This window comes from Paenibacillus paeoniae (assembly GCF_003388735.1).
GTDB classification, from domain to species: domain Bacteria; phylum Bacillota; class Bacilli; order Paenibacillales; family Paenibacillaceae; genus Pristimantibacillus; species Pristimantibacillus paeoniae.
In genome coordinates this window covers 1,993,176-2,005,208 of the sequence record NZ_QUBQ01000001.1, presented here as the reverse complement: position 1 = coordinate 2,005,208, position 12,033 = coordinate 1,993,176, and the positions used below count along the sequence as shown (strand labels likewise).

Annotated in this window: 12 protein-coding genes; 9 read left to right on the top strand and 3 right to left on the bottom strand. The window is 54.6% G+C overall.

The features are described from left to right. Positions 1-131: 131 nt before the first annotated feature. Both DX130_RS09180 and DX130_RS09175 read right to left on the bottom strand, forming a co-directional pair. The gene (locus tag DX130_RS09180; protein ID WP_116044583.1) at positions 132-689 is read right to left on the bottom strand and encodes a beta-class carbonic anhydrase; all 558 of its coding nucleotides are present in this window, start codon (positions 687-689) and stop codon (positions 132-134) included. A gap of 12 nt (positions 690-701) precedes the next feature. Beyond that, a complete protein-coding gene (locus DX130_RS09175) occupies positions 702-1,037 on the bottom strand; it encodes an iron-sulfur cluster biosynthesis family protein (RefSeq protein WP_116044582.1) in 336 nt (111 codons plus the stop codon). A 127-nt stretch (positions 1,038-1,164) separates the two neighbouring features. Between DX130_RS09175 and DX130_RS09170 the strand changes: the two genes are divergently transcribed. The 6 genes from DX130_RS09170 to DX130_RS09145 all read left to right on the top strand — a co-directional run bounded on the left by DX130_RS09170 (position 1,165) and on the right by DX130_RS09145 (position 7,439). Beyond that, on the top strand, positions 1,165-2,679 hold the full coding sequence (locus tag DX130_RS09170; RefSeq protein WP_116044580.1) for a carboxypeptidase M32: 1,515 nt from the start codon (positions 1,165-1,167) through the stop codon (positions 2,677-2,679). A 222-nt stretch (positions 2,680-2,901) separates the two neighbouring features. Then, positions 2,902-3,915, top strand: coding sequence for an ABC transporter substrate-binding protein (locus tag DX130_RS09165; RefSeq protein WP_116044579.1), 1,014 nt, complete (start codon positions 2,902-2,904; stop codon positions 3,913-3,915). A 28-nt stretch (positions 3,916-3,943) separates the two neighbouring features. Then, positions 3,944-4,741, top strand: coding sequence for an ABC transporter ATP-binding protein (locus tag DX130_RS09160; RefSeq protein ID WP_116044577.1), 798 nt, complete (start codon positions 3,944-3,946; stop codon positions 4,739-4,741). A gap of 103 nt (positions 4,742-4,844) precedes the next feature. Next, positions 4,845-5,627 (top strand): ABC transporter permease, encoded by a 783-nt coding sequence (locus DX130_RS09155; protein WP_240644473.1) that lies wholly within the window; start codon positions 4,845-4,847, stop codon positions 5,625-5,627. Position 5,628: 1 nt separating this feature from the next. After that, on the top strand, positions 5,629-6,660 hold the full coding sequence (locus DX130_RS09150; RefSeq protein WP_240644369.1) for an aromatic acid exporter family protein: 1,032 nt from the start codon (positions 5,629-5,631) through the stop codon (positions 6,658-6,660). Positions 6,661-6,869: 209 nt separating this feature from the next. Further along, positions 6,870-7,439: an outer spore coat protein CotE gene (locus DX130_RS09145; protein ID WP_116044575.1), complete on the top strand. Its 570-nt coding sequence runs from the start codon at positions 6,870-6,872 to the stop codon at positions 7,437-7,439. Positions 7,440-7,705: 266 nt separating this feature from the next. Here DX130_RS09145 and DX130_RS26405 read toward each other — a convergent pair whose 3' ends face one another. Continuing rightward, on the bottom strand, positions 7,706-8,260 hold the full coding sequence (locus DX130_RS26405) for a hypothetical protein (RefSeq protein ID WP_165861206.1): 555 nt from the start codon (positions 8,258-8,260) through the stop codon (positions 7,706-7,708). On the opposite strand from DX130_RS26405, the gene DX130_RS26400 reads away from it, so the two are divergent. The 3 genes from DX130_RS26400 to mutS all read left to right on the top strand — a co-directional run bounded on the left by DX130_RS26400 (position 8,238) and on the right by mutS (position 12,011). After that, entirely contained in the window at positions 8,238-9,035 is a 798-nt protein-coding gene (locus tag DX130_RS26400) for a putative amidoligase domain-containing protein (protein ID WP_165861205.1), read from the top strand. The two genes, DX130_RS26405 and DX130_RS26400, sit on opposite strands and share 23 nt — an antisense overlap. 82 nt (positions 9,036-9,117) lie before the next feature. Continuing rightward, a complete protein-coding gene (locus DX130_RS26190) occupies positions 9,118-9,333 on the top strand; it encodes a hypothetical protein (protein ID WP_133297910.1) in 216 nt (71 codons plus the stop codon). Next, complete coding sequence (gene mutS / locus DX130_RS09135; RefSeq protein WP_116044571.1) at positions 9,312-12,011, top strand: DNA mismatch repair protein MutS; 2,700 nt, start codon at positions 9,312-9,314, stop codon at positions 12,009-12,011. Before DX130_RS26190 ends, mutS begins: the two co-directional genes overlap by 22 nt. Positions 12,012-12,033 lie beyond the last annotated feature (22 nt).

Here is a 12,033-nt window from a genome sequence, read left to right as displayed (position 1 = left end):
ACGAACGGTTGAATCGTAAACGGTAAAGGGTTTAGGAAGCTGACTGATGAGAACTGCCAGATAGCCAGAAGAAGAGGGAGCAGCCATTGGCTAGCACCCTCTTCTTGGACAACCGATCTTGCATGGCGCTTTTATTCGCCCTTGTCAACCAACTCCAACTCGCCCGTATCGGGATCAATGATCAAGCCGTGAACGAGAATGTCCGCGGGAAGCAGGGGATGATTGCGAATGATGCTGACGCTGTTCACGACGCTGTCCCGCACGTTGTCGAAGCCTCTCAGCCAGCGGAGCAGATTGACACCGGAATTCTTTAATGTCTCGATGGTGGATTCCGGCACGCCGCGCTCTGTCATATGCTGAATGATTTCTTGTGGATTAAGTCCCGTCATGCCGCAATTGTGATGGCCCACGACGAATACTTCGTCGGCTTGAAGCTCGTAGAGGGCAACCAGCACGCTTCGCATAACGCTTCCGAAGGGCTGGGTAATGATGCCTCCCGCTGTTTTAATAATTTTGGCATCACCGTTTTTGAGGTTCATCGACTTGGGCAGCAGCTCGGTTAGCCTGGTGTCCATGCAGGTGAGGATGACCATTCGTTTGTCGGGAAATTTGCTTGTGGCGTATTGTTCATAGGCTTTGGTGGAGACAAACTGTTCATTATAGGTCAGAATATCGTCGATCTTGCCCACGTGGTACTCCTCCTAGTGATTGGATGATGACAAAGAAATTAAACGCAGCTGCGTCGTATAGGTCTGATTGTCGCTGCGCAAGGAGAAGCTGTTGGTTGCCGGATTGAAGTCGACCTTCAATTGCGGTTCGTAGAACACCTCATGCCGTGGTTCGTAGAGGAAAGGGAACGGATCGCCCGTCGCTTCCTTATCGTCAACCGTTGCTTCGCGTACGAGCTGAAGTGCCGGAACGCCGCTCATGACGCAGCCGCAGCCTTCCGTATCGTGAAGCAGCTTAAGCTTTGCCGAACCGTCTTCCAATAATGGAGCCAATCGGCTTGCAGCTGACTGGGAAAATGTAATATGCATCAAAAATCTCTCCTTCTCATGTTGCGAATGCCGACCATGCAGGTTTAAGATGATTATAAGGAGTGAATACTCCAAGATCAAGCATACCGAGCGATTGAATTGCCGGTTAGAGAGGCGGATAGGACAAATGACGGAAGCAAACGGAACCGTATTGAGCCAATTCAGAGATACCGTACATAAAATTAAAAGCTATGAGGAAGCGCTAGGCTTGCTCTACTGGGATTTGCGCACAGGGGCGCCGCGCAAGGGAATGGATACGCGATCGGAATCTATCGGCATTCTATCAGCAGATATGTTTAAAGTATCGACATCGCCGGAACTTGGCGAGCTGCTGTCCGCGCTGGAAGAGAAGGGCGCGAATGAAGAGTTGTCGGAGATTGATCGCCGTCTTGTCACCGAGACGCGCAAGGATTACGACCGCAGCGTGAAGATCCCGCCGAAGCTGTACCAGGAATATGTTGTGCTGACTGCGCAGACGGAGAACAAGTGGGAGGAAGCGAAGGAGAATAACGACTACGCCGGCTTCCAGCCCTACCTGGACAAAGTGATAACTTCTACGAACCAATTCATTGATCTCTGGGGCGTGAAGGATACCCGTTATGATGTGCTGCTCGACCAATATGAGCCCGGCATGACGGTAGCGCAGCTAGACAGCATATTCGGCGGCTTGCGCGACAAGCTGGTGCCGCTATCCGCTGCAATCGCAGCTTCGCCGCACCAGCCAGATACCGCTTTCCTGCGTCAATCGTTCGATAAGTCCGCCCAGAAGGAATTCAGTCTATTTATTCTTCAGCAGATGGGCTACAACTTCGAGGCGGGTCGTCTTGACGAAAGTGCGCATCCATTCGCGACGGGCCTTAACCCGGGTGATGTGCGCATTACGACCAGGTACTTGGAGAATGACGTGACGAGCGCATTGTTCGGCACCATTCATGAAGGCGGTCACGCGCTCTATGAGCAGAATATTATGCCGGAGCTGACGAATACGACGTTGTGCACAGGTACTTCGATGGGCATACACGAATCGCAGTCACGCTTCTGGGAAAATGTGATTGGCCGCAGCCGTCCGTTCTGGGAACGTTACTTTGGCAATTTGCAGAAGCAATTCCCCGGTCAGCTAGACGTATCTGTGGATCAGTTCTATCGAGGCAACAATATCGTTCAGCCGTCGCTGATCCGTATTGAAGCCGATGAGCTGACGTATAACCTTCATATCATTATCCGTTATGAGATGGAGAAGCTGATCTTCAATGGCGGAGCGAGAGCGGCTGATCTGCCTGCCTTGTGGAACGACAAGTATAAGGAATACCTCGGCATCACGCCTCCTAATGACGCAGAGGGCGTACTCCAGGACGTTCATTGGTCGGGCGGCGCATTCGGCTACTTCCCATCCTATTCGCTTGGCAATATGTATGCCGCTCAGTTCGCAGACACGATGGAGCGGGAGCTTGCTGGTATGTGGTCGTTGGTCGGCAATGGTGATCTGCATCCGATCAAGGATTGGCTGGCTGAGCGTATCTACAAGTACGGCAAACTCCGTACGCCATCCGAGCTGGTGCAATCCGTTACGGGCAAGGCGCTGGATCCCCAATATCTGGTCGATTACTTGACGAAGAAATATACGGATATCTATAAGCTGTAACGGTTTGCATATAATAGAAGAAAGCCGGTTCGCAGCCGTCGAGAGACGAGCGCGAACCGGCTTTTTTTAGGAAAGGCCAGCCAGCATATTCTATCTGGTTGGCCTTTCCTATTAGAAGGTCAGCCAGTTTTTGTGATCATGTCAACCTTGCTATCACCGTGTCAAGGGATCCCGCATAGGCTGTGGTACATCTATTTTTGCCTATTGGCGGGAGGTATGGTTATGAGCAAACGTGCATATGGCACGCTGCTGCTTGCGTTTATGCTGGCGGCAACCGCGGCCCTTGCAGGCTGCGGAGGGGGAGATTCGGACAAGAAGCTCATCCGGATCGGAGAGGTGACGCGGTCGTTGTTCTACGCGCCGCAATACGTAGCGATTGAGAAAGGCTTCTTTGAAGAAGAAGGGCTGAAGATTGAATTGACGACAACGCCCGGCGGCGACAAGACGATGACGGCGCTACTCTCGAATGTCATCGATGTGGCGCTTGTTGGTTCGGAGACATCGATCTATGTGTATCAGCAAGGCGCAGATGATCCGGTCATTAATTTTGCGCAGCTGACGCAAACGGACGGCACATTCCTTGTTGCAAGAGAGAAGATCGACAACTTCGATTGGAACTCGCTTAAGGGCAGCGTCTTCCTGGGTCAAAGAGTGGGCGGCATGCCGCAGATGGCCGGAGAATTTGCCATGAAGAAAAATGGCATCGATCCGCATCATGATCTGGAATTGATCCAGAATGTTGACTTCGCCAATATTCCGGCAGCGTTCTCGTCAGGGACGGGCGATTACGTGCAATTGTTCGAGCCGACAGCCTCGATCTTCGAGAAGGAAGGCAGAGGACATGTCGTTGCGTCTTTCGGTACAGAGAGCGGACATCTGCCCTATACCGTATTTATGACGAAAGAAAGCTTTATCAAGAAGAATAAGAAAGACGTTCAGGCGTTCACCAATGCCGTCTATAAAGCGCAGAACTGGGTTGCGGCCCATAGCGCAGATGAGATTGCCGATGTTGTGCTGCCGTACTTCGAGAACGTCGACCGCGACATTCTTGTCAGCTCCATAGACCGCTACAAGCAGCAAGGTTCATTCGCAACGGATCCGATTGTGGATGAAGCGGAATGGAACAATCTGATTGATGTCATCACGTCCGCAGGGGAGCTCGATAAGCGGCCGGAGCATGGTGTCTTGGTAAATACCGAGTTTGCTAAGGAAGCTATCGCTGCGGTAAAGCAATAGCGGATTCCAAATGCGAGGGGGCGATGGAATGAAGGATACTCCGGCGCTGGCGCTGCAGCGGCTCTCTCATGTGTATGTGAATGACAAAGGAGCGTCGCTGGCCGTCGAGGATATTGATCTCTCTGTGGCGCAAGGGGAGTTCGTCAGCCTTGTCGGACCCAGCGGCTGCGGCAAGACAACGCTGCTCAGCTTACTGGCGGGACTATTCCCGCCCACGAAGGGAAAGGTGCTGCTTGGCGGGGAAGCGGTAAGCGGGCCAACACCTAAGGTTGGGTATATGCTGCAGCAAGATTTTCTGTTTCCGTGGCGTACCATCAGAGATAATGCAGCAATCGGACTGGAAATTAACCGATTGAAAAATCGGAAGACGATGGAAGCGGTGGACTGGTGGCTGGCGGAGCTGGGACTTGGCGAGTCCGGACACCGATATCCGCATGAGCTGTCTGGCGGCATGCGTCAGAGAGTGGCACTTGCTAGGACGCTGGTTACGGAACCGAATGTGCTGTTGCTGGATGAGCCATTTTCGGCGCTAGATCTACACATTAAGCTCCAGCTTGAGGACTTGGTCGTGCAAACGCTCAGAAAGCTGGGCAAAACCGCCGTTCTCGTCACCCATGACCTTGCGGAGGCCGCAGCGATGAGTGATCGGGTCATTGTGCTGGGCCGCAACCCGGGGCATATTCGCAAGGAAATCGTAGTTCCGGCTGAGATCAGAGATGCGGACCCTATGACAGCTCGCAAGCTGACGGGCTTCCAATTGCTATTCGAGGAGCTGTGGTCGGAGCTCGATACAGTCGACGCAGGCGGAGGTGAGAGCGATAAATAATGGAGATTCGAATAAAGAAATACCGAACCATGAGGAAGCGGATCATCGGTTAAGATTGTCCGGAATTAAGGATGATCGTGCAGCCTTAATGGATTCTCTGTACATGACGCATAAACGCAAATCCAGATCGCTGTCCTGGGCGGTTGGCACGACGCAGCTTGCACTGCTCGTTTTGTTCTTAGGTTTGTGGGAAGCGGCAGGTCGGAATAAGTGGATCGATCCGCTGTTGTTCAGCTACCCCAGCAAGCTGCTTGAGCAGATTGTCAGGACAGCTGCGAATGGCTCGATATGGCCGCATGTGGGAGCGACGGTTTCGGAGACGGTAGTGGGCTTCGCGCTTGGCACCATTCTGGGAACGGTCATTGCCGCGCTTCTTTGGTGGTTCCCCTTCCTGTCACGCGTGCTGGACCCCTATCTGGTCGTTTTGAACAGCATGCCCAAAGTCGCGTTGGGTCCTATATTCATTGTAGGTTTGGGTCCGGGGTTCATGTCGATTGTAGCGATCACGCTGTCGGTTACGGTTATTATTACGACGATCAATATTTACAATCGGTTCAGGGAGATTGATTCCGGCTTTATAAAGGTCGTACGTTTATTTGGCGCGACGCGGTTGCAGTTATTCCGGCTTGTCATTTTGCCCGGTTCGTTTCCCGTCATTATTGCGACATTGAAGGTGAATGTGGGACTCGCTTGGGTCGGCGTCATTGTAGGGGAGTTTCTTGTGGCAAGAGTGGGTCTTGGTTATCAAATTATATATGGCTTTCAAGTATTCAACTTTACGCTTGTCCTCTCCAGCCTTGTCGTTATCGGAATGGTGGCCACGATCATGTATCAGTTGGTCGCGGCGCTGGAGAAGCGGTTGACGGAGGGCTGGCGGGAGCGGTAGGATGATGGAAGTACAATATTCTACCGGATTTGAGGGCATCAGGATGGGTATACGGGTAATTAAGACAGCCATTGCGGCTATTGCTGCGATTTATACGGCATATTATTTGGGATTGGAGCCGGCATTGTCGGCTGGCATGCTGGCCATACTCGGCGTTGAGGTGACGCGGATGAAGGGGCTGAAGAGCGCTTTTGCCCGTTTCGTCGCCTCGGTGCTGGGTCTTTTTTTCGCTTCGCTTATTTTTACGGTATTCGGATTCCACTATTGGGCGGTGGCCATCTACATCATGGTTTCGTTCCCGATTCTCTCCAGGTTTCATCTGAAGGACGGCATTATTACGAGCGCCGTTATCGTCTTTCATTTGTTTACGCACGGACAAGTTACGCCTTCTTTTTTGGGCAATGAGATCCTGCTTCTGTTCGTAGGTCTGGGCTGGGCGACGGCGATTAACTTTATCTATATGCCCAAAGACGGGAAGGAATTGCTGGCTGTGCGCTCACAACTGGAGAACTCGCTTAGCACGATCTTTTGCGAGATGGCTGCAACGCTGCGTGATCCGTCCCGTCTGTGGAACGGCTCGGAGCTGTTGGATGCGCACCGTATTATAGACGAGGGAACGAAACGATCTATCCGCAATTCGGAGAACCGTTTATGGTATCAGGAATCTTCCTCCTATTGGTCCGGCTACTTCGAGATGCGCAGACAGCAGCTCTATTCGATTCAGCAAATGCTGGCGGAGCTTTCGCTCGTCTACGAAAAGTGGCCGCAGGGTGAGCTGATCGCCGAGCTTCTGGAGAGGCTTGCTGGTGACGTCAAATCGGAAGTCTATCAAGGAAAAGCGGAGGGCATGGTATTCGAGCTCATGCGTTCTTTCCGGGCGATGGAGCTGCCGAAGACGCGGGAAGAGTTCGAGATTCGCGCGGCGCTGCTTACGCTGCTTCATGAGGTGGACCGTTATTTGGCGGTGGCGAAGCGCATGAAGAAGAAAAACGATCGTGCTGGAGCGGAAAGAAGGAGCAGCGGCGCAATTTGAGCTGCTTTATTTCATATTTTCGGCTGCGTATGAATATATATGTACAGAAAGAATGTTACCGACGGCCTTGCATTCGTTTCCTGCGGGGAATGGCGCTTTGCCGCAGGAGGCATGTAAAATAAATTTCGTTGATTAGACTCGTTTAATCAACAAACGCCTATGACCTGCATACACTTTAATTGAATGATTGTATGGAGGAGGTTAAATCAATGACTATTGCAGATAAACAGCTACAGTGCAGAGAAATTATTACTAAAGCTGTCTGCGGCAAAGGTCGTAAGTTTTCCACTGTAACCCATACCGTTACACCGCCTCACCATCCGACCAGTATACTGGGCGCATGGATCATCAACCATCAGTATGAAGCGGTTCGTTCGGGCGACGGTATTGAGGTGATCGGTACTTACGATATCAACATTTGGTATTCGTACAACAAAAACTCGCAAACAGATGTAGCCAAAGAATCCGTACAATTCGTCGAAAATGTGCCGCTCTCGTATGTAGATCCTAAACATAGGGTTTCCACGGAGGAAGTGTCTGCGGAAGTGCTCCAGGAGCCTAACTGTATCGAAGCGAATATCTCTTCTAACGGAGCAAGCGTCATCGTTCGGGTGGAGCGCGAGTTCGCGGTGGAGATGATCGCCGAGACGAAGGTATGCGTAGCGGTAATTCCAGGCGGTTGCGACGACCTGGACGACAAGGATCTGGATTTCAGTCTCGGCGATGACGACGGTGACTATGAGGATCTGGACGCCGACCTGCTGGACGACGAGCTGTAAGGGAATGAACTCTTCCGCGATTGGAGCGGATAACGCAGTATATGCCGATTGTTCGGCAAATTCGAGGGCGAAAGCCCTCCTTTTTTTTGACCATTGCCCTATTTAGGCGGATGACCTGGCAGGCAGAGTGCGATGGAGCAACAATTGCGAATGCAAATGGAAGGCATCACAAGTAGTTTGACGGGAAAGAGGCGGTTGGCGATGGCATCGACTTGGCTTTGGCGAGGGGATGACAGGGATCTGGCCTTCGTATTGCCTGCAGAGCCTCAAGAGAAGCATTCTGCGGACAGTGGTACTGTAGCGACAGGAGCAAAGGCACAGACGGGAGATGCGGTTATCGTCTCGTCGCTGCGAACCGCGATTGCGGTCGACGCTTTCGACGGAATGTGGGTTGTGAACGCTGGCGCTCCCCAAGCTGCAAGCATGAATGCGGAGCAGCGATACCGGATATGGAAGCGGGCAGGACTTAGCTGCAAGGAAGATGCAGGAACGGACGCAAGGGTATATCGAGTGACGGTCGTCAATCTGGAGCCGTACGCGATCCACCGGCTTGCAGGCGGCCGCTCACTGTCGCTCGCCGCTGAGGGATGGCCGGATGCCCCGCCGCTGCGTCGGGTGGCCAGAGTTGCAGTGCGGGCGTTGTATGCACTCGGGCTGGAGATCGGCGAAGCCGAGGTAGCGCTGAGCGACGAGGGGCGCGCCGCCATTGTGGCGGCGTGGCCGCTTGCGGCGGATACGCTGCAAGGCGCGGAGCTGGCGCGGCTGTTTGCGGCGAGGTATGCCGCCGCTATAGCAGGGATGCAGGGGAGGCGGCTGCTCATTGGCGCTGATCCCGAGTTCGCGCTGTTGACGCCGGCGGGCAAGCTGGTCCCGGCGTCGCGGTTTTTCGGCGAGGGCGCCAGGGGCGCAGCCGGCGCCGACGCGATGTATATCGGGCGACGGCTGCTCTATCCCGTCGCCGAGCTGCGGCCCGAGCCGGCGGAGACGCCCGCCGCGCTTGCCGCGAATGTGCGGCGGCTGCTCGCGCGCGCCGCTGCCCGGATCGGCGACCCTGAGCTGCGCTGGGTCGCCGGGGCGATGCCCTTGCCGGGGCTGGCGCTCGGCGGGCACATCCATATTAGCGGAGCGCCGCTTACCGGCCGATTGCTCCGCCTGCTGGACTGCTGCGCGGCATATCCGCTCGCGCTGGTGGAGGACCCCGCCGGGCGGGGGCGCCGTCCCCGCTATGGCGCGCTCGGGGACTTCCGCCCGCAGCCGCATGGCGGGTTCGAGTATCGCACGCTGCCGAGCTGGCTCGTGTCGCCGGCAGCGGCGAAGGCCGCGTTCGCGCTTGCGCTGCTCTGCGCGCGGGAGGCGCTGCGCATGCCGCGCATGCCGGCGCAGGAGGAGCGCTTCGCGGAAGCTTACTACACCGGCGACCGCAGGGAACTGGCCGGCTGTCTGGATGCGGTCGCCGAGGCCGTCTCCGCGACTGATAGCTACGCGCCGCTGGCTCGCTACATCGAGCCCCTGTTCGAGTCGGCGCGGCAAGGAAAGACATGGGACGAAAGCAAGGATATACGGACGAAATGGCGTATTCCTTTTCCGACAGATTAAGCTTATGGATACAACAGAGCATCGCCGTTAATCCCGATATCCTCTGTTCAGGTTATAGCCTAGACTCCTTTCGGTTGGTATAATGAAGAGATGGCTTGATACTGAACGGGAGATTCAGCTACTGCGCAGAGATGCGCCAGGGCTGGATGCTGCGCCGTTCGGACAGCCCTATCTGATCAGACCGCTTTATAGGACAAGCCGCTTCAATAGTAGAGCGGCGGTTCTTCATGCATACACGTTAGTTATGATCAAGTACATATCGGGAGGAACGAAGAAATGGCCGGTTATACTCCGATGATTCAGCAATATTTGTCCGTGAAGGAGGAAGCGAAGGACGCATTCCTGTTTTTCCGATTGGGCGATTTCTATGAAATGTTTTTTGATGATGCCATTAACGCTTCGCGCGAGCTGGAGATTACGCTTACGGGCAGGGAGGGCGGCGGCAACGGCAAAATTCCGATGTGCGGAGTTCCCTATCATTCCGCGGAAAACTATATTAACCGCCTGATTGAGAAGGGCTATAAAGTGGCGATCTGCGAGCAGGTGGAAGATCCATCAGTCGCTAAGGGCGTCGTGCGCCGGGAAATTGTCCGCATCGTGACACCGGGCACGGTTATGGAGGCCAAGTCACTGGAGGGCAAGTCGAACAACTTTATCGCTTCGGTTGCATCGGCAGGCGGGATGCTGGGCGTTGCTGCTTGTGATTTGTCGACGGGAGAGCTTTATGTTACCTCATTCCCGGATTCTGCGGCTTCAATGATGGATGAGCTGAACGTGTATGCTCCATCTGAGGTTGTTGGGGACGACGGACTCATTCAGGTACTGTCCGGCAACGCAGCGTGGAGCCGCCAGATTCCGCTGACAGAGCGCAGCGCCGTATCTCGTGAGCGCGTGGCTGCGCAATTCGGGGAGGAGCAGCTCGCAGGCTTGCCGGAGGCCAGATTTAAGGCGGTCAGCGTCCTGACGGGTTACTTGGAGGAGACGCAGAAGCGCTCCCTTGGCCATGTGACGACGATCAAATCCTATGAACCGAATCAATTTATGATTCTGGATCACTATACAAGGCGCAATCTGGAGCTGACCGAGACCGTACGGGACCGCAGCAAAAAGGGCTCGTTGCTCTGGCTGCTGGACCGGACAGGCACCTCTATGGGAGCCAGGCTGCTGCGTCGCTGGATCGACAAGCCGTTGCTCAGCCGCAGCGCGATCGATCGCCGCCTTGATGCGGTAGAGACGCTGTACCGCGATCTCATTCTGCGGGAGGATGTTCGCGCCGAGCTGTCTCCGATTTACGACTTGGAGCGGCTTGTAGGCCGGGTCGCGTTCGGCAATGCGAACGGACGTGATCTGAACGCGCTCAAGAGCTCGCTGCGCCGTATCCCGTCACTAACGGCCTTATGCGCTGCATCGGGATCTGCCGTGCTGCAAGAACTGGTGCGGGACGCGGACGATTGCGCCGACTTGGCAGATATGATTGAGACGGTTATCGTCGAAGAACCTCCCGTATCCATCCGGGAAGGCGGACTGATTCGTGCAGGCTATGACGACTATCTGGACCAGCTACGCGAAGCGAGCACAAACGGCAAGAAGTGGCTGGCCGAGCTGGAGAGAACGGAGCGCGAGTCGACGGGCATTAAATCGCTGAAGATCGGCTACAACAAAGTGTTCGGTTACTACCTCGAAGTGTCCAAGACCAATCTGTCGATGCTGCCGGAAGGCCGTTACGAGCGGAAGCAGACGCTGGCCAATGCCGAGCGATTCGTCACGCCGGAACTGAAGGAGAAGGAACGCCTCATCCTCGAAGCAGAGGACAAGATGGTTGATTTGGAGCATGCGAGATTCCTGGAGCTGCGCGACCATATCGCCCTGCATCTTCATCGCTTGCAGCAGGCAGCGACGATGATTGCGGAACTGGATGTGTACCAGTCGTTCGCAACGGTCAGCGCCGAGCGCAGATATATAAGACCTAGTATGACGGAAGGGTTCGAGGTTGCCGTTGCCGAGGGACGACATCCCGTTGTGGAAGCGATGATGGACGGAGAATCATTCATCGCCAACGATACACGATTAAGCGCGGAGGAACAGCGTATTCTGCTCATTACGGGCCCGAACATGGCGGGCAAAAGCACCTATATGCGACAAGCGGCGCTTATAAGCGTTATGGCGCAGATCGGCTGCTTCGTTCCTGCGAAGTCGGCAGTGCTTCCACTTGTTGATAGGATTTTCACACGGATCGGCGCAGCAGATGATCTGATCGGCGGCCAGAGCACATTCATGGTCGAGATGAAGGATATTCAAACGATGACCGAGAAAGCGACATCCGCGAGCCTGGTCATTATTGATGAACTTGGCAGAGGCACCTCAACAGGCGAAGGCATGGCGATTGCTCAGGCCGTCATCGAATATGTCCATCACCACATTGGCTGTAAAGCGCTTGTATCGACGCATTTCCATGAGCTCGCGCATCTGGAAGATTCACTGGCTTCGCTCTCGAACGTCCGTATGGCTGTAGAGGAAAGTGGAGATGACGTGACGTTCCTGCGTAAGCTGATACCAGGCGCGGCAAGCACCAGCTATGGCATCTATTGCGCTCAGTTGGCTGGACTGCCGAATTCGATTATCAGCAGGGCATATGAGCTGCTGGATGAGACGGATAGTGGCATAACTGGGCGGCAGACAACTCAAGACGCAAATTCGACTCCTCAAGTGGAGAACAGGGCTTCTGCCCCTTACAGTCTCCCTGCGACCAAGGAACCGGCAATCGTAGCAGAGTCTGATACTAGCAAGGCAGGACCTGTCGTTCAACTGTCCATGTTCGGGGAAGCGGCGGCGGCTGCTGAGTTGCCGAAGGCGCGCAAAGCGTCGCCAAAAGCGGAGCAGCTGGCGGAAGAGCTTCGCAATCTGGATCTGTTTAATATGACGCCAATGATGGCGATGCAGTGGCTGAATGACAATAAAGCAAAATTGAGAGAGTAAAGCCGTCCATTACGGAAGGAGC